Origin of the sequence: Roseateles sp. UC29_93 (genome assembly GCF_042695725.1) — a bacterium.
Classification (GTDB): Bacteria; Pseudomonadota; Gammaproteobacteria; order Burkholderiales; family Burkholderiaceae_C; genus Roseateles; species Roseateles noduli_A.
Genome location: NZ_CP170545.1, coordinates 4,687,161 through 4,709,132 on the forward strand (window position 1 = coordinate 4,687,161; position 21,972 = coordinate 4,709,132).

15 protein-coding genes and 4 pseudogenes are annotated in these 21,972 nt (G+C 69.2%); 10 read left to right on the top strand and 9 right to left on the bottom strand.

Features of this window, described 5'->3' with window-relative positions; genetic code table 11:
• Positions 1 to 121: 121 nt before the first annotated feature.
• Both ACFJIX_RS21845 and ACFJIX_RS21850 read left to right on the top strand, forming a co-directional pair.
• A pseudogene (locus ACFJIX_RS21845) lies at positions 122 to 818 on the top strand (inositol monophosphatase family protein).
• A gap of 192 nt (positions 819 to 1,010) precedes the next feature.
• A complete protein-coding gene (locus tag ACFJIX_RS21850; RefSeq protein ID WP_377154812.1) occupies positions 1,011 to 2,438 on the top strand; it encodes an MFS transporter in 1,428 nt (475 codons plus the stop codon).
• 7 nt (positions 2,439 to 2,445) lie between these two features.
• On the opposite strand, the gene ACFJIX_RS21855 is transcribed toward ACFJIX_RS21850, so the two are convergent.
• The gene (locus ACFJIX_RS21855; RefSeq protein WP_377154813.1) at positions 2,446 to 3,042 is read right to left on the bottom strand and encodes a hypothetical protein; all 597 of its coding nucleotides are present in this window, start codon (positions 3,040 to 3,042) and stop codon (positions 2,446 to 2,448) included.
• 324 nt (positions 3,043 to 3,366) lie between these two features.
• A complete protein-coding gene (locus ACFJIX_RS21860; RefSeq protein ID WP_377154814.1) occupies positions 3,367 to 4,443 on the bottom strand; it encodes a glycosyltransferase in 1,077 nt (358 codons plus the stop codon).
• A gap of 411 nt (positions 4,444 to 4,854) precedes the next feature.
• Between ACFJIX_RS21860 and ACFJIX_RS21865 the strand changes: the two genes are divergently transcribed.
• Both ACFJIX_RS21865 and ACFJIX_RS21870 read left to right on the top strand, forming a co-directional pair.
• Positions 4,855 to 6,099, top strand: a complete 1,245-nt coding sequence (locus tag ACFJIX_RS21865; RefSeq protein WP_377154815.1) for an efflux RND transporter periplasmic adaptor subunit — start codon at positions 4,855 to 4,857, stop codon at positions 6,097 to 6,099.
• Between the two features lie 20 nt (positions 6,100 to 6,119).
• A complete protein-coding gene (locus ACFJIX_RS21870) occupies positions 6,120 to 9,353 on the top strand; it encodes an efflux RND transporter permease subunit (RefSeq protein ID WP_377154816.1) in 3,234 nt (1,077 codons plus the stop codon).
• A 188-nt stretch (positions 9,354 to 9,541) separates the two neighbouring features.
• Here ACFJIX_RS21870 and ACFJIX_RS21875 read toward each other — a convergent pair.
• From ACFJIX_RS21875 to ACFJIX_RS21885, 3 genes and pseudogenes are all read right to left on the bottom strand, one after another.
• A pseudogene (locus ACFJIX_RS21875) lies at positions 9,542 to 11,509 on the bottom strand (triple tyrosine motif-containing protein); the annotation flags it as partial.
• 103 nt (positions 11,510 to 11,612) lie between these two features.
• Positions 11,613 to 12,641: pseudogene (locus ACFJIX_RS21880) on the bottom strand (two-component regulator propeller domain-containing protein); the annotation flags it as partial.
• Between the two features lie 148 nt (positions 12,642 to 12,789).
• A complete protein-coding gene (locus tag ACFJIX_RS21885; protein WP_377154817.1) occupies positions 12,790 to 13,140 on the bottom strand; it encodes a hypothetical protein in 351 nt (116 codons plus the stop codon).
• 40 nt (positions 13,141 to 13,180) lie between these two features.
• Here ACFJIX_RS21885 and ACFJIX_RS21890 point away from each other — a divergent pair, with 40 nt between their 5' ends.
• A complete protein-coding gene (locus ACFJIX_RS21890; RefSeq protein WP_377154818.1) occupies positions 13,181 to 14,386 on the top strand; it encodes an NHL repeat-containing protein in 1,206 nt (401 codons plus the stop codon).
• Positions 14,387 to 14,542: 156 nt separating this feature from the next.
• On the opposite strand, the pseudogene ACFJIX_RS21895 reads toward ACFJIX_RS21890, so the two are convergent.
• Positions 14,543 to 15,943: pseudogene (locus ACFJIX_RS21895) on the bottom strand (FAD-binding oxidoreductase); the annotation flags it as partial.
• On the bottom strand, positions 15,940 to 16,440 hold the full coding sequence (locus ACFJIX_RS21900) for a DUF2069 domain-containing protein (RefSeq protein ID WP_377154819.1): 501 nt from the start codon (positions 16,438 to 16,440) through the stop codon (positions 15,940 to 15,942). The pseudogene ACFJIX_RS21895 and the gene ACFJIX_RS21900, both read right to left, overlap by 4 nt.
• A 19-nt stretch (positions 16,441 to 16,459) precedes the next feature.
• Between ACFJIX_RS21900 and ACFJIX_RS21905 the strand changes: the two genes are divergently transcribed.
• Positions 16,460 to 17,788, top strand: coding sequence for a YihY family inner membrane protein (locus tag ACFJIX_RS21905; RefSeq protein WP_377154820.1), 1,329 nt, complete (start codon positions 16,460 to 16,462; stop codon positions 17,786 to 17,788).
• On the opposite strand, the gene ACFJIX_RS21910 is transcribed toward ACFJIX_RS21905, so the two are convergent.
• On the bottom strand, positions 17,772 to 18,092 hold the full coding sequence (locus tag ACFJIX_RS21910) for a hypothetical protein (protein ID WP_377154821.1): 321 nt from the start codon (positions 18,090 to 18,092) through the stop codon (positions 17,772 to 17,774). The genes ACFJIX_RS21905 and ACFJIX_RS21910 overlap by 17 nt on opposite strands.
• Before the next feature lie 189 nt (positions 18,093 to 18,281).
• Between ACFJIX_RS21910 and ACFJIX_RS21915 the strand changes: the two genes are divergently transcribed.
• Together ACFJIX_RS21915 and ACFJIX_RS21920 are read left to right on the top strand one after the other, a co-directional pair.
• The gene (locus ACFJIX_RS21915) at positions 18,282 to 18,515 is read left to right on the top strand and encodes a plasmid stability protein (protein ID WP_377154822.1); all 234 of its coding nucleotides are present in this window, start codon (positions 18,282 to 18,284) and stop codon (positions 18,513 to 18,515) included.
• Entirely contained in the window at positions 18,512 to 18,937 is a 426-nt protein-coding gene (locus tag ACFJIX_RS21920; protein ID WP_377154823.1) for a type II toxin-antitoxin system VapC family toxin, read from the top strand. The genes ACFJIX_RS21915 and ACFJIX_RS21920 overlap by 4 nt, the downstream gene beginning before the upstream one ends.
• A gap of 22 nt (positions 18,938 to 18,959) precedes the next feature.
• Here ACFJIX_RS21920 and ACFJIX_RS21925 read toward each other — a convergent pair whose 3' ends face one another.
• A complete protein-coding gene (locus ACFJIX_RS21925; RefSeq protein WP_377154824.1) occupies positions 18,960 to 19,538 on the bottom strand; it encodes a helix-turn-helix domain-containing protein in 579 nt (192 codons plus the stop codon).
• A gap of 177 nt (positions 19,539 to 19,715) precedes the next feature.
• Here ACFJIX_RS21925 and kbl point away from each other — a divergent pair, with 177 nt between their 5' ends.
• Both kbl and ACFJIX_RS21935 read left to right on the top strand, forming a co-directional pair.
• Positions 19,716 to 20,933: a glycine C-acetyltransferase gene (kbl, locus tag ACFJIX_RS21930; RefSeq protein WP_377154825.1), complete on the top strand. Its 1,218-nt coding sequence runs from the start codon at positions 19,716 to 19,718 to the stop codon at positions 20,931 to 20,933.
• Positions 20,934 to 20,957: 24 nt separating this feature from the next.
• A complete protein-coding gene (locus tag ACFJIX_RS21935) occupies positions 20,958 to 21,926 on the top strand; it encodes an NAD-dependent epimerase/dehydratase family protein (RefSeq protein WP_377154826.1) in 969 nt (322 codons plus the stop codon).
• Positions 21,927 to 21,972: the final 46 nt, after the last annotated feature.

A 21,972-nucleotide genomic window follows, 5' to 3' on the forward strand; every position in this document is an offset into this window, starting at 1 on the left:
GCACTGCGGGTAGCATCCCCGGATGACCTCGACAACGCCTGACCCCGTCGCCGCACTGCTGCGCCACGCCGCCACCACCTGGATCGCGCCGCGTTTCCGCCATCTGGCGGACGAGGAGGTGATGGAGAAAGCCCCCGGCGAGTGGGTCACGACCGTCGATCGTGATGTCGAGGCCTTCCTCACCCCCGAACTGCGTGCGCTGGTGCCCGGCTCGCGCGTCGTCGGCGAAGAGCAATGCGCGGAGACGCCGGAGCTGCTCGACCAGCTCGACGAGGGCGCCGTGTGGCTGGTCGATCCGCTGGACGGGACCTTCAACTTCATCTCGGGGCGCGAACCGCTGTCGTCGATGGTGGCGCTGCTGGAAGACGGCGTGACCGTCGGGGCCTGGATGCTGGATCCAATCTCGGGCGTGCTGCATCACGCCCGGCGCGGGCAGGGCGCCTGGCGGGAGACGGAACGGCTGCACACGGCACCGGGCTCCGGGCTGAAGCGGGCCGTCGTCAAGACGCGCTTCCTTCCGCAGGAACACCAGGACCGCGTCGCGACCTGGCAGGGCGTCGAGATCCTGCCCGGACTGCAACTGCGCCGGCGCGGAGTACCCCGCACTCGCCGAAGGCGCCTTCGACGCGACGCTGTATTGGCGCAAGCTCGCCTGGGACCATGCGCCAGGCACGCTTTTCATCACGGAAGCCGGCGGTTTTGCGGCGCGGCTGGACGGCACGCCCTATCGCGCTGGCGACCGGCAGCCGGGGTTGCTCGTGGCTCGCAGCCCCGACGTGTGGGAAGAGGCTGCGGCAGCTTGGAAGAAGACGTCGTGAGCCCGGGCGAGGGCGCTCCAGGGGGCATGGGGGATCCCTCCAGGACCCCCAAGCACCCTTCCGGCCCCAGTCGCGCTCGTTGACTTCGGCCTCGCTGGCATGCGCTGACTGAGGGTCGCGGCGTTTCCGCCGATTGGGGCGGTCAGGAGCGGCGGCTCCGGTTTGGAACGCGGATTGCCGCATCTGGCGTCGATGACAGCCTCCCTCGATATCGCACGCCGGCTTGACCGGCTGCCCTGGTCGCGCTGGCACTGGCGCGTGGTGCTCGCGCTGGGCGTGGCATGGGTGCTTGACGGGCTTGAAGTCACCCTGGTCGGCTCGGTCGGCGCCGTGCTGGAAAGACCTGACACCCTCGGCCTGAGCGCGGTCCAGGTCGGCTGGTCCGGATCGCTGTATCTCGCCGGGGCGATCGTCGGCGCACTGGTCTTCGGCCGGATGTCGGACCGGCTCGGCCGCAAGCGGCTGTTCCTCGCGACGCTCGCGATCTACGCCGTGGCCACGCTCGCGACGGCCTTCTCCACCGACTTCACCTTCTTCGCGCTGTGCCGCTTCGTCACCGGACTGGGCATCGGCGGCGAGTACGCCGCCATCAATTCCGCGATCGACGAGCTCGTGCCCGCCCGCGTGCGTGGTCGGGTGAACCTCGCCATCAACGGCAGCTTCTGGATCGGCGCCGCGCTGGGCGCCGCCTCCAGCCTGCTGCTGTTGCATCCGGGCGTGCTCGGCCCGGTGCAGGGCTGGCGCGTGGGCTTCGCGATGGGCGCGCTGCTGGCGGTCGGCATGGTGCTGGTGCGCCGCCACGTGCCCGAGAGCCCGCGCTGGCTGCTGCGCCATGGCCGGGGCGAGGAGGCCGGCCGGATCATCGACGCCATCGAGGCCGAGGTCGCCGCGCAGCACGGGCCGCTGCCGCCGCTGCCGCCGCTGCCGGCGGATCGGAGCGAGCACCGCCGCGCCGTGCCCACGATGCGCGAGGTGCTGCAGGTGCTGCTGCGCCGCTACCGCGTCCGCAGCGGCGTGGCCTTGTCGCTGATGCTGGCGCAGGCCTTCTTCTACAACGCGATCTTCTTCAGCTACGCGCTGGTGCTCACGCGCTTCTATGGCGTCGCCGATCATCGGGTGGCGCTCTACATCTTCCCGTTCGCGCTCGGCAACGTGCTGGGCCCGCTGCTGCTGGGGCCGCTGTTCGACCGGGTCGGCCGCCGTCGCATGATCGCGCTGACCTACGGTCTGGCCGGCGTGGGCCTCGCGGCGACCGGCATCGCCTTCGTCGCGGACATGCTCGACGCGCGCTCCCAGGCGTTGTGCTGGTCGGCGGTGTTCTTCTTCGCGTCAGCGGCGGCCAGCTCCGCCTACCTCACGGTCAGCGAGGTCTTCCCGCTCGAGATGCGCGCGATGGCCATTGCGATCTTCTACGCCGTGGGCACCGGCGCGGGCGGCTTCGTCGCACCGCTGCTGTTCGGATGGCTGGTGGAGAGCGGCGACCGCGGCAACGTCGCGATCGGCTACGGCATCGGTGCAGTGCTGGTGATCGTGGCAGGCCTGCTCGCGCTGCGCTTCGGCGTGGACGCGGAGCGCAAACCCTTGGAGGACATCGCGCCCTCGATGCACGACGCGGACTAGCGCCGCCTCAGCGCTTGCCGAACCAGCGCCGCACGCGGCGCTTCCAGTCCAGCCACTGGCGGTGGCGCGAGCGGTCGATGCGCTTCACGTCGATCAGCGTGACGTCGCCGCAGGCGGACATCGTGTGCAGGCCGCTGGCGAAGTCGCGATGCGCGAGGTCGCCGGTGAAGGTCGCCGGCAGTGCCTGGACCTCGACGGCGTCCAGCGTCAGACGGTTGAAGCGCAGCCAGCGCGTCGCTCCGCCGTAGCCGTTGCGGCTGTCCTGGACCGGCAGCGTCACAAGACCGTCCGCGCCTACGAAGGGCGTGCCGGCGGGCCGCGCGCCATCATGCGCGCACCTCACCGGATTCGCGCGGTGCGGCGTCCACGGGCCTTGCAGCGACTCGGCATGGGCGACGTGCAGCTCGCGCTGGTCGCGCTTGTCCGGGCCGATGACCGCATAGAACATCCACCAGACGCCGTCGTGCCGCAGCAGCGAGGCGTCGACCGCGCGCACGCCCGGCAGCAGCGCGCAGACCCGCTCCCACCGTTCCCAGCGCTCGGCGCCGTCCACGGCGCGGTAGAGCGCGACTTCCTCGGCCTGGCTCGATTCGGGACCATCCACACCTGCCCGTCGTGTTCGAACACGAACGGGTAGGACAGGTGGAAGGGCGTCTGCAGCACCGGCTTGGGCGCGCTCCAGGCGCCGTTGCTCAGATCCAGCGTGAGTCGCTGCAGGTCGGCGCGCTTGGTGCGGTAGTCGAAGTTCTCGACGAACACATGCAGCGCGTCGCCGTCGCGCAAGGCGAAGGGATCGGCGTAATAGCGCCAGTCGCCGGCCTCGGGCATCCAGACGATCTGGTCCCGCAGTTCGCGCAGGCGCGCCGGGCTGAGCAGATCGATGCGTTCGGGAACGACGCCGACGGTCCAGAAGTCCGACTTCGGACGCTTAACCACGAACGTCTTCCACGCTCAGGCCAGCCAGGTCTTTCTCCCGGGCGCCCTGGCGCGTCAGCACGTCCTGATAGAGCCCCAGCGTGGCCCGCACGGCGGTCGAGCGGTCGTAGCGTTGCATGTCGTAGTCGATCGGGCGACGGTGGTCGCGTTGCCGTTGCTCGAGCGCGGCGGCGATCGCCTGACCCATCGCCGACGCGTCGTCGATCGCCACGATGGCCGATTGCGCCGGGTCCAGCATCTCGCGCGCGCCCAGCGTGGCGGTCGCCACGATCGGCAGACGGGCGCGCATGGCTTCGAGGATGGCCAGCGGGAACTGCTCCTCGCGCGACGAGGACACGTACAGGTCCATCTCGCCGAGCAGCTCGTCGACGTTCCAGCGGAATCCGAGCAGGTGGATGCGCTTGTCGTTGCCGCGCAGCGCCTCGAGCTCCGCGCGCTGCGGGCCCTCGCCGATCAGCACCAGGTGAGCGTTCGCTGGCGCGTGCTGCTGGAAGGCCTGGATCAGCGTGTGCATGCCCTTGGCCGCGTGCAGCCGGCCGACGCAGCCGATCACCGGCGCGGCGGCGGGGATGCCGAGCTCCATGCGCAGCGAGCCGGACGGCGCCTTCGCGGCGCAGGAGCCGGGCGCGCGTTCCGGGGCCCAGTTGTAGATGACGCGATGCATGCCGTCGAATTCCTTCAGGTGACCGACCTGCGCCGAATTGACGCACACCAGCGCGTCCATCCGCGCATGGTGATGCGACTTGTACCCGACATGCAGCGTGCCGACCCGGGCGCTGTGCTTGGCCGCCGCCACTGCCTTGCAGGCGGGGCCGAGGTGGCCGTGGACCACGTCCGCGCCCAGCTTCGTGGCCAACCGGCGCACACGCGCGCCGCGCAGCAAGGGCAGGCGCAGGCCGTGGTAGCTCACGCGCTGGTCCAGCGCGTGACGCACCGCGGATCCCGCCGGTCCGATCACGTGGACTGTGTGGCCCAGCGCGGCCTGGGCGTTGGCCAGGTCGACGCAATGATGCTCGCCCCCGGCGATGCGAGACGAGAAGACCACATGGACGATGGAGAGTGCGCGCATGACGTCGAATCGGCAAAAGGGATAAATAACGTTTGGAGTCTATTTCTTAACATTCAGCAATAGAGCGGGATTTCCCCCGAGATCGTGGGGTGTACGGTGAGCCTTCGCCACAAGGTGTGCGCAATTCCCTGCCCAGTGTTGACGCGGGGCAAACACTAGGAGCGGAAGTGGCGCGCGCGACGGCGCGGACAGGCTGAGTGGCCCCGAGTGGGATGAAACGCCACGTAACCAAACCGGCAGTGGCGGACCTGCGGTCGTCGGCGCGACGAACCGCTGTTTCCCTGGGATGAACTGCGAGGCGTGACCACCTGCATGCAGGGTCATTGAAGTTAAGCTAGCGCGCCTTTTTGCGGCTTTCGCACGAAGGACACCTCTTCACGCCAACTGCCACGTTCCCCCGGAGCCCGCTTCATGCTGCGTCTGTCGCTGATTGCCCTTGTCGTTGCGTCCCTGCTCGCCGGTTGCGGCAAGTCCTCTCCCGACAAGAAGGCGTCGCCCGCGGCCGAGGCAGCCAGCGCGCCGAGCCTGCTGGTCTCGCCCGAGGACGTCCAGACCCTGGGCGTGAGTGCCTATGCCAGCGGCCCGGTCATCACCGGCTCGATCCAGCCGGAGCGGCGCGCCGACCTGCGCGCCGAGCTCCAGGCGATCGTGCTGCAGGTCTACAAGGAGAACGGCGAGCGCGTGAAGCGCGGCGACCTGCTGGTGCGCCTGGACGACACGGCCATCCGCGACACGGTCCAGTCCGCCGACGAGTCCGCCCGTGCGTCCTCGCAAAGCTTCGAACAGGCCGAGCGCCAATACCAGCGCCTGAAAACGCTGCAGGCGCAGGGCATGAGCTCCATCCAGGCGATGGAAGACGCGGAGATCCGCCGCAACAACGCGCAGAGCGACCTGGTCGCCGCCCGCGCCCGCGTGGCCACGGCGCGCCAGCAGCAGCAGCGCACCGAGGTGCGCGCGCCGTTCGACGGCGTCGTCAGCGACCGCAAGGTCTCGCCGGGCGACTCGGCGCAGATCGGCAAGGAACTGATCAAGGTGATGGACCCGGCGTCGATGCGCTTCGAGGGCCTGGTCTCCGCCGACCGGATGTCCGAACTCAAGCTGGCGCAGACGGTCTACTTCCGCGTCAACGGTTATCCGCAGGTGGACTTCCAGGGCAAGGTGCGCCGCATCGCCCAGGCCGCCAATGCCAACACCCGCCAGGTCGAGGTGCTGGTCGACTTCGCCGGCGCGCAGCAGCCCGGCGTGGCCGGCCTCTACGCCGAAGGCCGCGTGCAGACCAACAGCATCTCGGCGCTGATGGTGGCCGACAGCGCGCTGGTGCGGGAGGGCGACAAGTCCTTCGTCTGGCGCGTGGAGGGCGGCAAGGTCGCGAAGACCCCGGTGAACCTGGGCGCGCGGGACGACCGCCAGGGCTTGTACGTGGTCACGAGCGGGGTGAAGCAGGGGGACCGCATCCTGCGCAGCCCGACCAGCACGCTGCTCGACGGGCAGCGCGTCGAGCTGGGCAAGACGGCCGTCTCCGCCAGCGGGACCGCCAGGACGGCGACCGGCATGACGAACCCGAGCGGCGCCCCCGCCGCGGGATCGACCACGTCGGGCGCCACCGCCGCGCCGCTGCCGGTGCTGCCGGTGGCTTCGGCCGCGTCGGCCCAGTGATGCGCACAGGAGCCTGAACCATGTTCCTCTCCAATTTCTCGGTCAAGAAGCCGATCGCGATGATCGTGATCATCATCGGCTTGATGGCCCTGGGCCTGCTGGCCCTGTCCAAGCTGCGCGTCAACGAGCGGCCCGACGTCGACCTGCCGCTGCTGGTGGTCAGCATCAGCTATCCGGGCGCCTCGCCGGAGACCTCCGAGCGCGAGATCGTCAACCGCATCGAGAAGTCGCTGCAGAGCATCTCCGGCGTGAACGAGGTCCGTTCGACCTCGGGCGAAGGATCGGCCCAGCTGCTGCTGTTCTTCAACTTCGACAAGAACATGATCGAGGCGGCCGACGAGGTCCGCAACGCGATCGCCGCGGTCCGCCACAAGCTGCCGACGGAAATGCGCGAGCCGGTGCTGCAGCGCGTCGACCCGTCGGCGCAGCCGATCATGCAGCTGGCGCTGTCGTCCAGCAGCCAGTCGCATGCCGAGATCTCGCGGATGGCCGAGGACCAGTTCGCCGACCGCTTCCGCGCCATCCCCGGCGCGGCGACGGTGACGGTGAACGGCTCGCTCAAGCGTGAGCTGTCGGTGCTGCTGAACGCGCAGAAGCTGCGCGAGTTCAACGTCTCCGTGACCGAGGTCGTCAACGCGCTGCGCATGCAGAACACGACGGCGCCGGTGGGCAAGGTGCGCGGACAGCTGGAGGACCAGAGCATCCGGCTGCTGGGCCGCATCGAGTCGCCGGCCGACTTCAACCAGATCGTCGTCAAGCGCTCCGGCAGCGAGCTGATCCGCCTGGGCCAGGTGGCCACGGTGCAGGACGGCTTCGCGGAGCAGACCGGCCTGTCGGTGCGCAACGGTCACCCGAACGTCGGCATCATGGTCACGCGCTCGCGCGACGCCTCGACGGTGAGCGTGGCCAAGGAGGTCCGCAAGCTGGTCGAGGAGATCGACAAGTCCTTGCCCAAGGGCACCAAGCTCGAGGTCGTGCAGGACGGCGGGCAGGACGCGCAGGACAGCCTGAACAACGTGATCCACGCGCTGGTGTTTGGCGCGGGCCTGACGATCTTCGTCGTCTACGTGTTCCTGAACTCCTGGCGCTCGACGATGATCACGGCGCTGTCGCTGCCGACCTCGGTGATCGCGGCCTTCATCGCGGTCTGGCTGTGCGGCTTCACGCTGAACTTCATGAGCCTGCTGGGCCTGTCGCTGGCGATCGGCGTGCTGATCGACGACGCGATCGTGGTGCGCGAGAACATCGTGCGCCACATGGAGCGCGGCGCCGACCGCCGCACCGCCGCGTTGAAGGGCACCGCGGAGATCGGCCTGGCCGTCGCGGCGACGACCTTCTCCATCGTGGCCGTGTTCATCCCGGTGGCCTTCATGCCGGGCGTGTCGGGCGAATGGTTCCGGCCGTTCGGGCTGACGGTGGTCGCCTCGGTGCTGGTGTCGCTGTTCATCTCGTTCACGCTGGACCCGATGCTGTCGGCGTTCTGGGGCGATCCCCCGGGGCATCACGAGGCGCCCAAGACCGGCATCTCCAAGAAGCTGCAGGCGTTCAACGAGTGGTTCGACCGCCAGGCCGACGGTTACGGTCACGTGATCGCCTGGGCGCTGCATCACCGCCGCTGGATGGCGGTGTTCGCGGTCCTGAGCTTCGCGCTCGCGATCTTCCTGCAGGTCAAGCTGGGCGGCACGAGCTTCCTGCCGGCGTCGGATTCCGGGACCATCGCCATCGAGGTCCGGACGCCGGCCTCGTCCAGCCTCGAGTACGCGCGGCTGAAGATGGGCGCCGCGTCCGCGCTGGCGCGCGAGATGCCCGAGACGGTGGCCACCAACGAGAGCGTCAACGCCAGCGGCGGCCGCATCTACGTGGACCTGGGCAAGAGCACCCAGCGCAAGCGCAGCGCGGCGGAGATCGCCGCCGACCTGCGCACGCGGGTGGCGCGGCTGGTGGGGGCGGAGTACGTCGTGCTCGACGACCTGAACAACGGCGCGCAGAAGCCGGTGCAGATCCGCTTCTCCGGCGCGGACTCGCGCAAGCTCATGGAGATCACGACCGACTACATGGAAAAGCTGCGCCGCGTGCCGGGCGCAGTGGACGTGGGCCTGTCGGAGCAGGATCCGCAGAACGAGCTGCAGATCGAGCTCAACCGCGGCCTGGCCAACACGCTGGGAATCTCGGTGGGCGACGCGGCCAACTCCTTGCGGGTGGCCTTCGCCGGCGTGGAGGTCGGCGACTGGATCGACCCGAGCAGCGAGACGCGCGACGTGGCGGTACGGCTGGCGCCGGAGGACCGCGTCGACGCCAGCAACATCGAGCGCCTGCCGATCGCCGTGACCGGCGCCGGCGTGATGGTGCCGCTGGAACAGATCGCGACGGTGACGATGGGCAAGGGCCCGGCCAAGATCCAGCACGCGGACGGCAAGCGGATGATCGCGGTGTCGGCCAACGCGCACGGCCGCTCGCCCGGCGAGGTCACCAGCGACGCGCTGAAGCTGGCCAAGGCGATCAACTTCCCGCCCGGCTACGGCATCGAGCTGGCGGGCGCGGCCAAGGACCAGCAGGAGGTCTTCAGCGCGATGGCCATCGCGCTGTTCTCGGGCATCGGGCTGATGTACCTGATCCTGGTGATGCAGTTCGGCAGCTTCACGGCGCCGATGGGCGTGATGCTGTCGCTGCCGCTGTCGCTGATCGGCGTGGTGGTGGCGTTGCTGCTGACCAAGGGCACGCTGAACCTGATGAGCTTCATCGGGATCATCATGCTGGCCGGCCTGGTGGCGAAGAACGCGATCCTGCTGCTGGACGCGGCGCGTCAGGAGGAGGCCGCCGGCGTGCCGCGCGAGGAGGCGCTGATGCACGCGGGCCGCAAGCGCTTCCGGCCGATCCTGATGACGACCTTCGCGCTGATCGCCGGCATGCTGCCGGTGGCGGTGGGCATCGGCGAAGGCGGCGAGTTCTACCGCCCGATGGCGGTGGCGATCATCGGCGGCACGATCACGTCGACCTTCCTGACGCTGCTGATGGTGCCGAGCTTCTACGACAGCATCGAGATGTTCCGCGACAAGCAGCGCGCCCGCGTGGCAAAGGCAGCCGACGGCTGGGGCAAGGTGGGCGCGATGGCGATCAACCGGCTGGTCGAGCTGGCGGTGATCGTCGGGTTCCTCACCACGCTGATCTTCGTGTGGTGGCTGATCGCCGGGCTGATCAACCGCGGCCGCCCCGTCGCGCACCACGAGGCCGTGCTGGGCGCGGGCGACGATTGAGGCGCGCGGGCCGGGGCTGAGCGCCGGCGACGCCTGACGGTGAAGGGAAGGGCGCCTCGACCAGGCGCCCTTTCCGTTTCCGGCCGGTCAGCCGCGCCGCAGGCGGCGCCACCAGGCGTCGCCGGACGCGCGCGCGACGCGGCATCGCCGGACGCGGCGTACGCCTGCGTGGCCGCCGCGCGCAGCTCGACCTCCGTGCCCGCGCCTGGGCGGGACGTGAGGCGGTAGACGATGCCGGCGAGTTCCGCGCGTTCCCGCATGCCGGACAGGCCCCAGTGGCCCGGCCGGCCGCCGCGGTCCTGCACCTCGTCGGGCACGCCGACGCCGTCGTCCCGCACGAACAGCGCGAAGCTGGCGTCGTCGAACCGGAGCGTGACCTCGATGCGCTCGGCCTGGGCGTGCTGGAACGCGTTGAAGATCGCTTCGCGCGCGATCAGGCAGATCGACGCGGCCAGCGCTGGCGCCAATGGCCTCGGCGTGCCCTCGACCGTCAGCGCGAAGGCGGCGCCGTGCGTGTGCGAGAGCTCGCGCCCCAGCGCCTCCAGCGTGTGCTCGAGCAGATTGGTGTCGGGCGGCGGCAGGCGCAGGTCGGTGACCCGGTCGCGGCCCTCGACGAGCAGCGCATCGGCGTCGGTCAGCACGCGTTCCATCGCGGCGCGCTCGGTGCCGGGCAGCCTGCGAGCGATGGCCTCGAATCGAAGGATCAGTCCGTAGACGCCTTGCAGCAGCGTGTCGTGCAGGTCGCGCGCGATGCGCTCACGCTCCTGCACTCGGGCGGCGAGGCGGTCCTGTTCATGCAGGCGGCGTTGACGCCCGCGCAGCGCGGCCAGGCCCCCCAGCGCGCCGAAGCCCGCGAGCACGGCCGCCGCGCGGAACCATGCGTTCTGGGTCAAGGTCGGCGCGATCTCGAAACGCAGCGTCGCGGGCGCGGCGCTCCACGGGCCGCCGTCCTGGGAGGACTCGACGTGGAAGTCGTAGGTCCCGGGCCCGAGGTTGGTATAGAAGGCGCGACGCCGCGTGCCGGCGTCCTGCCAGTCCCGGTCCTGGCCGATCAGGCGATATCGGAAGCGCGTGCGCTCGGGCTGGGCAAGGCTGATGGCGGTGTAGGCGATCTCCAGGTCCCGCGTGCCGGCGGCCAGGCGTTGGGGGCCGTTGCCAGCGTGCCCGTCGCTCCCGTCGCTCCCGCCGTTGCTGCCGCTGCCGCCGACCGGCACGGGCTCGCCGTGCACGAAGAGCCGTTGCACCTCGACCGGCGGCGGGGCCGGCTCGCCCTGGGGCAGACGGGCCGGATCGATGCGGACCACGCCATTGCTGAGCGAGAACCAGAGCACGCCATCCGGCGTGCGCGCGGCCGTGCGCAGCGGCCACGACTGCTCGGCGCGGCCCGAGAGACCGTCGATCAGATCGAAGCGGCGCCCCGACGGGCGCGCGCCGTCGCTGGACGCGGTCAGCGCGCGGCGGACTTCGTCGGCGGTGAGCCGCGTGATCCCGTTCGCGCCGTTGAGCCACAGCTCGCCATCGGGTGTTTCGACGATGCCGGAGACGCCGTCCAGCGCTTCGGGGTCCTTCAGGCGCAGCATCGGCATGCCGGCCTCGGACGCGAGCTGCACGCCGCGTTCGCCGCCGATCCACAGGTGCGATCCTTGCCGCGCGATGACCTTGATCGCGCCGACCTTCAAGCCGTCGGCCGACGACAGCGCCGTCGTCTTGCCGGCCTCGTGCCGCAGCACGCTGCCGTCGTTGTAGCCGATCCAGACGCGGCCGCGATCGTCCGTGCCGATGGCGTCGGGCCCCTTGAGCGGGAACCCCTCGCTGCCGGACAGTCGCGTGACGCGCCCATCGGCGTAGCGCATCAACCCGTAGCGATGCGCGTTGAACCAGAGCGCGCCAGTCGTGTCCTCGGTGATCTCGAACACCGGGACGGTCCACGGCTGCCCGTCGGGCGTGGGCACCTGGACGAAGCCGGTCCCTTCCTGCCGCCACAGCCCGGTGCGGCCGCCGACCCAGAGCCGCTGCCGGCTGTCGACGAACACGGCGGTGAAGGTTTCCATCCGAGGGTCGGTGGGCATCTTTTCCGGCGTCGATTGTCCGGGCGCCAACTGCTGGATGGAGTTCCCGGAGGCGATCCAGACGCGCCCCTGCGCGTCCGCCGTCATCGCGATGCTGGCGCTGCGGTCGGGCAGCTCGACGCGGTCGACCGCCGCGCCGCGGGAAGCGGTCCAGCCCGCCGTTGGTGCCGACCCAGATCGCGCCGTCGCGGTCCTGGAAGACGCGGGTCACGAGTTCGCCGGACAGCCCCTTGTCGGTGCCCAGGTACTGATGCGCCGCCGGCGCGGAGGCCGCCGCGCCCTCGATCGCCAGACGATTGAGCCCGTCCTTCGCGCCGAACCAGAGCTTGCCGTTGCGGTCGAACGCGGGCACGAAGAAGCTTTTCGGCACGGCGACCGGTGGCGCGGCGGGGTCGGTCGACTCGCCGGGCAGCGGCAGAGGCCGCAGACCCCCGACAGCAGGCGACATGTCGTTGGCCCAGGCGCGGCCGCCGCCGATCACGAGCTGCGACTGGCCGAGCGCCGGCACATCGACGACGGTGAAGCGCACGGCGCCTGCCGGTTTCACGAAGATGGCGCGGTCGGTGACGACCCAGATGTTGTTGCTGCTGTCCACCGCGACGTTGAGCGTCGGCGGAGGATGGCCGCTGGCGTCGACGTAGCCGGATTCCGGTCCGACGGGGATCCAGGCGTCGCGCTGGCGCTTCAGCAGCGCGCGACCGGTGGCGACCCAGAGCGTGCCGTCGCGTTCGGCGGCGAAGGCCCGCGTCGAGTAGGAGAAATGCCCCCCGGCCGGATCGACGTGGAGGACGCGGCCCTGGCGCACCAGCGCGGCGCCGCCGTCGAGCAGGCCGACCCACAGCGCGTTGTCTTTCGTCGCGAAGAGCGACAACACCTGCCGGCTCGGCAGCGATTCACCGGCGAGGGCGTCGAAGCGCTCGAAGCGCACGCCATCGAAGCGGAACAGTCCGGTGCCGGTGCCCAGCCACAGGTAGCCGTCGGTGGTCTGCGCGATCGCCATCACCGGACCCGGCATGCCGTCCTTGAGCGTCCAGGTCGTGTGCTGCAGGTGCGCGAGGGGCTGCTCGGACGGCGTCGCGGACTGCGCGTGCGCGGCAGGCGTCAGCAGCACGGTCAGCGCATGCCCGGCGGCCAGCCCGAGCAGATGAAGACGGATCAGTCGTGAAGGGGGCGGGGGCGTCGGAAGGGGCATCGAGGACAGGCGGGCGCGGAAGCGCATGGATTGTGCCTGCGGGGTGGCGGTGCCGAAGTTCTCACACTTTTCCTGTTCAGTTTTGGCAACCAAAACATCCGTCTCGCGAACTCTCTGTGCGCCAGTGAGACTTAGGCAGCTCCTAGCAACTTTGGAGCAACGCGATGCATTCGATTCAAGTCAAGGCGCCGCGGCGAGCGGCACTGAATACCGTGAAAGCGGCGGTGTCGATCTGTCTATCGGTGAGCTTGGCGGCTTGCGGCGGCGGCGGCGAGCCTGTTGACCCGGCGTCTCCTCCCGTGGGCACCGATCCGACGACTCCGACGACTCCGACGACACCGACCACGCCGACCACGCCGACGACGCCAACGACGCCGACGACGCCAACGACGCCAACGACGCCGACGACACCGACGACACCGACGACGCCGACCACGCCGACCACGCCGACCACGCCGACGACACCGACGACGCCGACCACGCCGACGACACCGACGACACCGACCACGCCGACCACGCCGACCACGCCGGTTCCGGATCCTGCCCGCCCCATTGGCGGAAACGTGATGGGTCTGGATGCTGGCAACGACTTGATTCTGAGCAAGAACGGTAGCGAAGACCTGCGCGTGCAAGGCAACGGTGCCTTCAGCTTCGCAACGCCGGTCGCCAATGGCGCAACCTATACCGTCACTGTCAAGGCGCAACCGCTGTGGCAGAACTGCGCCGTCACCAACGGCAGCGGCAGCGCGACCTCCCCGGTGAGCAACGTGACCGTCGTGTGCACCGCAGCGCAGGCGAACGTCACGACGTTTGCGGGCTCAGGGGCGAATGGTTCCGCCAATGGCAATGGCGTCAATGCACAGTTCTCTGCGCCAGGCAGCGTGACCGTGGACCGTCTGGGAGTCCTCTATGTGCAGGATGGCCAACAGATCCGCAAGATCACAACCGCAGGCGACGTCACGACGCTGGCGGGCTCGGCGACGTCGGGTTCGGCCAATGGCAATGGTGTCAATGCAACATTCACCAATCCAGCAGGCGTGGCCGTCGACGGCAACGGGAATGTCTATGTGGCGGATTCGAACAACAACCTGATCCGCAAGATCACGCCCGCAGGCGATGTCACGACCTTGGCAGGCTCGTTGGCAAGTGGCGCGACCGATGGCAATGGCGCCGCTGCGCGCTTCAGCGCTCCGTTTGGCGTGGGCGTGGACGGTAGCGGGAACGTCTACGTGGCGGATACGAGCAACAACCTGATCCGCAAGATCACACCCGCAGGCGATGTCACGACGCTGGCAGGCTCCGGAGCGCAGGGCGCGGACAACGGCTTTGGCGTGTTGGCCAAGTTCACGCTGCCGGTGGGCGTGGGCGTGGACAGTGTCGGGAATGTCTATGTGGCGGATACGACTAACCACCTGATCCGCAAGATCACGCCCGCAGGCGATGTCACGACGCTGGCGGGTTCGGGGCAAGCGGGCGCCGCCAACGGCAATGGCCTCAGTGCCGCATTCAACTATCCAGCTGGCGTGGCCGTGGACCGGGGTGGGAACGTCTATGTGGCGGATTCGGGAAACAACCTGATCCGCAGGATCACTCCGGCGGGCGATGTCACGACGCTGGCGGGCTCCGGGGCGAGCGGATCGGTCAACGGCATTGGCGCCAATTCGTCATTCCGTCAGCCGGAAGGCGTGGCCGTGGACAGCGACGGGAACGTCTATGTGGCGGATCAGAACAACAACCTGATCCGCAAGATCAGCCCTGTTCGCACGCCGTGATCCGTCGCGACCGGCGGTGCGCCGGTGCGAGGTGCCAGGTCTTGACGTGCCCCGGGGCCGCTGACCGATCCTGACCGTCGACCCTCGCCGATCAAGGACGCCCGATGCCGTGCATCGGGCGTTTGCACTGGCGGGTCCGCTGCTCAGACCACCCGACCCCGGATTGAGCAGGCCGCGCGGATCCAGCGCCTGCTTGATCTGCCGCATCAGCTGCATCGCCACCGGGCTCTTGCGTTGCGCCAGTTCCTCGCGCTTGAGCTGCCCGATGCCGTGTTCGGCGGAGATGGAGCCGCCGTGCGCCGTCACCTGGTCGTAGACAAGCGCGTTGACCCCGGCCTCGTGCTCGCGCAGGAAGTCGGCGGGCGCGACCCCCTCCGGCGCCTGGACGTTGTAGTGCAGGTTGCCGTCGCCCAAGTGGCCGAAGTCCACCAGCCGCGAGCCTGGGAAATGCTCCGCCAGCTGCGCGTCGCAGCGCTCGACGAAGGCCGGGATGCGCGACACCGGCAGCGCGATGTCGTGCTTGATGTTCAGGCCTTCCTCGCTCTGCGCCAGCGGGATGGACTCGCGCAGGTGCCACATCGCCTGGCTCTGCGACAGGCTCTCGGCCACCGCCGCGTCGTCGATCGCGCCGCGCTCCAGGGCTTCCTCGAGCAGGCCCTCGAACTGCGTGCGGGCGTGGTCCTCGCCTTCACTGTCCGACAGCTCCAGCAGCACCGTCCACGGCCGCGGACCGAGCGGCTGCGTCAGCTGCGGGAAATGCTTGCCGACCAGCGCCAGCGACAGCGCGTTCATGACCTCGAAACCGGTCAGCGCCGCGCCGCAGCGCGATCGCGCCAGGTCCAGCAGCGTCACGGCGTCGCCCAGCGTGTCGCAGGCGGCCAGCGCCGTCATCCGCGCGCGCGGCAGCGGATGCAGCTTCAGCGTCGCCGCGGTGATCACGCCCAGCGTGCCCTCGGAGCCGATGAACAGGTCGCGCAGGTCGTAGCCGGTGTTGTCCTTGCGCAGCCCGGACAGCCCGTCCCAGACCGTGCCGTCGGCGGTCACGACCTCCAGGCCCAGGCACAGCTCGCGCGCGTTGCCGTAGCGCAGCACCTGCGTGCCCCCGGCGTTGGTCGCGAGGTTGCCGCCGATGGTGCAGCTGCCCTCGGCCGCGAGGCTCAGCGGGAACAGCCAGCCCGCGTCGCGCGCGGCCTGCTGCACGTTCTGCAGCACGCAGCCGGCCTCGACGGTCATCGTCAGGTTGGACGGATCGATCTGGCGGACACGGTTCAGACGCTGCAGGCTGAGCAGCAGTTGCGCGCCCGAGTCGTCGGGAACGCCGCCTCCGACCAGTCCGGTGTTGCCGCCTTGCGGCACCAGCGCCACGCCGTGCTCGCGGGCGAGCGTCACGACCGCGGCGACCTGCGCCGTGTCCGCCGGTCTCACCACCGCGAGCGCACGCCCCACATAGCGCTTGCGCCAGTCGCGTTCGTAGCCGGAGAGATCGTGCTCCGCGGGCAGCAGGACGTGCGCCTCGCCCAGCGCCGCGCGCAGCGCATCGATCAGTGCGGCACTCATGCGGCGTCCTTCGCGCTGCCCTTCGCGGCGGCGTCCTGTCGCGACGCGTCGACTGCCCCGGCGGCATCCGGCCGGGCTTCAGCCAGCCGCGCCTCGGCCAGCCGCTGCCGGATCTGCGCGGCGCAGGCGACGAAGATCGTCACCGACAACACGACCTCGACCCACGCGAGCGCCATGCCGACGCCGCCCTCGGACGTGCCGCGCACCAGCCCTTCGGTCACGTAGAGCCAGATCATCAGGCTGAGCCAGCGATAGGTGTACATGCGGTAGCGCCACAGGCCGGGCAGCGGCAGCAGCAGCGGCAGCGCCTTGATCGCGAGCGTGCCGCGCCCGGTCGGCGCGAGCCAGAGCTCCCACGCCAGGCACACCAGCGCCAGCGCCAGCGTGGCGAAGAACGCGAGCTGCCGGCTGCCGCGTTCGCGCGCGGTCGGGGCCGAGCGGGACGTCGGCGAGGCGGGCGCGGCGCTCATCGAAGGGGCGGCATCGAGGCTTGACATGGCTGGCATCATAGCCAGCATGATCAGTGAAGTTCAGGCGCAGACGCAGAGCTGGCGCGAGGGAATCCGGGAGCTCGGACGGGAGCTGTTGACGTGGCCGTATGCGCGCACGCTGCGCCTGTTCGTGCAGCGTTTCCGCGAGGAACGCCTGGGCCTCACGGCCGGCAGCCTGACCTTCACGACGCTGATCTCGCTGGTGCCGCTGCTGACCGTCGCGCTGGCGCTGTTCACCGCGTTCCCGATGTTCTCCAGCTTCCAGTCCGCGCTGGAGAAGTACTTCCTCAAGTCGCTGATCCCCGACAACATCGCGCGCCCGGTGCTGATGTCGCTGACGCAGTTCGCGGCGAAGGCGAACCGGCTTGGCGTCGTCGGCCTGATCGTGCTGGCGGTGACGGCGCTGTCGCTGATGCTCACGATCGACCGCACGCTCAACCAGATCTGGCGCGTGCAGCGGCCGCGGCCGATCGCGCAGCGCGTGCTCGTGTACTGGGCGGCGCTGACGCTGGGCCCGTTGCTGCTGGGCGGCAGCCTCACGGTCACCAGCCTGCTGGTCTCGGCCGGCCGCGACCTCGTCGACAACCTGCCGCGCGGGCTGGTGGTGCTGCTCAACAGCGTGGACCTGCTGGTGCTCTGGGCCGCCATCGCGGGGCTTTTCCACTATGTGCCCAACACCGACGTGCGCTGGCGCCACGCCCTGACCGGCGCGGCCTTCGTCGCCGTGGCCTTCCACCTGGCCAAGCTGGCGCTGGCCTGGTACGTGAAGCAGGTGCCGACCTATTCGACGCTCTACGGCGCGTTCGCGGCCGTGCCCATCTTCCTGATCTGGATCTATGTCGGCTGGTCGATCGTGCTGCTCGGCGCGATCCTGGCGGCCAACGCGCCGGCCCTGGCCGGCGGCGTCAGCGTGCGCGGCAACAAGCCGGGCATGCAGATGGCGCTGGCGCTGGACGTGATCGGCGAGCTCGACGCGGCGCGCGCCGGCGGGGAGTCCGGCCTGTCGATGCTCGGCCTGTCGCAGCGCATGTCGGTCGACCCGCTGCAACTGGAACCTGTGATCCAGCACCTGCAGAAGCTGGACTGGATCGGGCGCCTGGAAGAGGAGGGCGCGCAGCGCCTGGTGCTGCTCTGCGAGCCGTCCTCGACGATCGCCGAGCCCCTCATCCGGACGCTGCTGGCGGACCGGCAGCCGGGCCTGTCGGCGCTGTGGGAGCAGGCCGGCTGGGAACAGACGACCGTGGGCGTGCTGATCGGGCGCGGCTCACCCGCCGGGTCCGGCGGGGCGGCAGGGCTCGCGACGCCCTTGACGCCCGCGGCGTCCTCGACCGCGTCCGCTACCGCAGCCACGTGACGGCCGCGCCGCCGATCACCGCCAGCAGGGCCACCACGGAAAAGATCGCCCGCCGGTAGGGCGGCTTGGGTCGCGTCGCGCCCGTCGGTTTCATGCCGTACTTCGGCGTGGCGCCGAGCGGCAGCGCGGCCTTGTCGATCAAGGGCGTGGAGCGATGCTCGCGCGCTCTCTGCTCGGCGACGCGCAGACGCGCGGATCCATCCAGCAGCTGGAGCTGCTTCGCCTGGGTTTCGGTATCGATCGTGGCCGGTTGGGTCGGGGTGGGGATGTGGGGGTGCTTGTCTGAAAACGAGCGTTGCTGCATGTGGACTGCCTTGACTGCAATACGCTCCCTCGCCTCCGCGAATGCGGCCCATTGTGACGACGCTGACGCAGGGGTCAAGTAACAGGGGGTTGATTCTGCCGTTCGCAAGGCGTCCGGGAAGGGGTCTTGTGGGGGGACGAGTCTGATTGAGGCTAGACTTGATAGCAATCTCTCATCGGAGTGATATCAATGGCAGCGGTGACGATCAGGAATCTTTCGGATGTCGCCCATGAGGCGCTCAAGCGTCGTGCTGCGCGTCATGGACGAAGCACTGAGGCTGAGATTCGCCAGATCCTGGAGGATGCGGCAGCTCCCGCGGAAGGGCTGGGCACGGCGCTGGCGCGCATCGGTCAGCGGATGGGGCAACCCGGTTTGAAGCTTCCACGGCGCACGACGAAAGTGACGCCGGCTGAGTTCGAATGATCCTGCTTGACACCAATGTCGTGTCCGAACCGCTCAAGCCGCGGCCAAGCGCGGCGGTGTTGGGGTGGTTGAACGCTCAGGATCCTTGGGATCTTCATATTTCCACCATCACCGTGGCCGAGTTGTTCGCGGGCGTGGAGGTCTTGCCCAAGGGGAATCGCCGCTCAGGGCTGCAGCGTCTCATTGAGCGCGAGCTGCTTCCGCTCTTCGAGGGTCGTATCCTGCCGTTCGATGAAAGTGCCGCACGAGAGTTCGGCAAGATCGTTGGGCTTGGAAAGGCAAAAGGACGACCGGTGAAGTTTGACGATGGCGCCATTGCAGCGATTGCAAAGGCCAATCGCATGACCGTGTCGACTCGCAACATCAAACATTTCGAGACGACTGGGGTCCACGTTGTGGATCCATGGCTCTGGACGTCCTGACGACGAGCCCAGACCCGTTGCGTCAGGCGTGCAGCACGACCAGCAGCGCCGTCGCCGCTTTCTTCGACAGGTTGCGGATCGCGTGCGCGCCGTCGACCGCATAACGCGCGGTCTCGCCGGTCTTGACCATCTGGCGGCTGCCGCCGGCCGTCACCTCGAGTTCGCCACCCAGCACGCTCAGGTGCTCGCGGGAGCCCGGCTCATGCGCTGCGGACTCCAGTGCGCCGCCCGGTTGCACGGTCAGTTCGTACCACTCGAAGTTGCCGGCCAGGTCGATGGGACCGAGGATCCGCAGCCGGCACAGGCCGTCGGGGCTCGACAGCCCGGGCGTCCCGTGCGACGCGACGATCTCGATCGGCGGCGCGGCGGGTCTTTCGCCGCCCAGCAGCTCGGACAACTCCACCCGCAGCGCATTGGCCAGCCGCCACACCACGGCCACCGTGGGATCGGCCTGGTTGCGCTCGATCTGCGAGAGCATCGACTTGGACACGCCCGCTCTTCGCGAGAGTTCGTCCAGCGACAGGCCCTGCGATTGCCGCAGCGTCTGCAAGGTCGCACCGACGCGCGGTGGTTCCAGTTTCTCGGAAGGGGTGGCGGACATCGGCGGCTTGGGCAAAAGGGCGGCGAGCGTTCGGGACATTCAGGGAAACGGGGGAACTCGGGTAGCGTTCCGGGAAGCGTCGACGCCTTGACCGGCTGCGGTGCTTCCTTGATACTGCACGGCTGTTCGATATAACGAACACGTTCGATTTAACGGATTGTGCCGCAGGAGCACCGCATGACCAACATCGTCCCCCCGTCCACCGACGACTTCTATCGCCACCTGCAGAACGAGCTGCAAGGCATCCGCGACGCCGGCCTCTACAAGAGCGAGCGCATCATCACGGGCCCGCAGGGCGCGATCGTGAGGACGAACGACGGTCGCGAGGTGCTCAACCTGTGCGCCAACAACTACCTGGGCCTGTCCTCGCATCCGAAGGTCGTGGAAGCCGCGCATGAGGCGCTGCGCACGCACGGCTACGGGCTGTCGTCGGTGCGCTTCATCTGCGGGACGCAGGACATCCACAAGGAACTCGAGCAGCGCCTGGCGCGTTTCCTCGGCACCGAGGACACCATCCTGTACGCGGCCGCCTTCGACGCCAACGGCGGTCTGTTCGAGCCGCTGCTGGGCGAGCAGGACGCGATCATCAGCGACGAGCTGAACCACGCCTCCATCATCGACGGCATCCGCCTGTGCAAGGCCAAGCGCTTCCGCTACAAGCACAACGACATGGCCGACCTGGAGGCCCAGCTGACGGCCGCGCGCGCCGCCGGCGCCCGCCACGTCATGGTCTTCACCGACGGCGTGTTCTCGATGGACGGCACGATCGCGCAGCTCGACAAGATCCGCGAGATCACCAACCGCTTCGGCGCGCTGCTCGCGATCGACGAGTGCCACGCCAGCGGCTTCATGGGCAAGACCGGTCGCGGCACGCATGAACACCGCGGCGTGTTCGGCAAGGTCGACATCATCACCGGCACCCTGGGCAAGGCGCTGGGCGGCGCGTCCGGCGGTTTCACGACCGGCCGCAAGGAAGTGATCGAGCTGCTGCGCCAGCGTTCGCGTCCCTACCTGTTCTCCAACACCGTGGCGCCGAGCATCGTCGGCGCATCGATCGCCGTGCTGGACCTGCTGGAAGGCAGCACCGCGCTGCGCGACAAGCTCGAGGCCAACACGACCTACTTCCGCGAGGCGATCCAGCAGGCCGGTTTCCAGATCAAGCCGGGCACGCATCCGATCGTGCCGGTGATGCTGTTCGACGCGGTCAAGGCGCAGCAGCTGAGCGCGCGCCTGCTGGAGCTGGGCGTCTACGCGGTCGGCTTCTTCTACCCGGTGGTCCCGAAGGAGCAGGCCAGAGTGAGAGTGCAGATCTCCGCCGTGCATGAGCGCGAGCATCTGGAGCAGGCGGTGGCCGCGTTCGCGCAGGCGGGCCGCGAGCTGGGCCTGGTGAAGTAAGAAGCAGCGTTAGAAGAAGATCCCATGACGACGAAGATCCTGTTGATCGGCGCGAACGGCCAGATCGGTTCCGAACTGGCGGTGGAGCTCGCGAAACGCCACGGCAACGCCAACGTGATCACCAGCGACGTGGCGCCGCAAGGCCGCGTGCCGCAGCTGACGCACGAGATGCTGGACGTGACGGACGCGGCCGCGCTGGCGGCGGTGGTCAAGCGCCACGGCATCACGCAGGTCTACCACCTGGCGGCGGCCCTGTCGGCCACCGGCGAGAAGCACCCGATGTGGGCCTGGGACCTGAACATGAAGGGCCTGCTCAACGTGCTGGAGCTGGCGCGCACGGTGAAGCTGGAGCGCGTGTTCTGGCCGAGCTCGATCGCGGCCTTCGGCCCGCAGACGCCCAAGCGCGACACGCCGCAGACGACGGTGATGGACCCGACGACGATCTACGGCATCTCCAAGCTGGCGGGCGAGGGCTGGTGCCGCTGGTACCACGCCAACCACGGCGTGGACGTGCGCAGCCTGCGCTACCCGGGCCTGATCAGCTGGAAGACGCCCCCGGGCGGCGGCACGACCGACTACGCGGTCGAGATCTTTCACGAGGCGCTCAAGCACGGCCGCTACACCTGCTTCCTGAAGGAAGACCAGGCGCTGCCGATGATGTACATGCCCGACGCGCTGCGCGCGACGCTGGAGCTGATGGAAGCGCCGGCGGAGCGCATCACCGAATGGGGCAGCTACAACCTGGCGGGCGTGAGCTTCACGCCGGAGCAGATCGCCGCGTCCATCCGCCGGAAGATCGCGGGCTTCGAGATCGACTACGCGCCGGACTTCCGCCAGAACATCGCGGCGAGCTGGCCGCAGTCCATCGACGACTCGGTCGCGCAACGCGACTGGGGCTGGAAGCTCGGCTACGACCTGGACGCGATGGCGGATGACATGCTGGCGTCGCTGCAGGCGCAGGCGGAGCAGGCTCCGCCGTCGGCGCAAGGCTGAGCGGTCAGGCGGACAAGGACGTAGAGTTCGGGGCTGATTCCTTCAG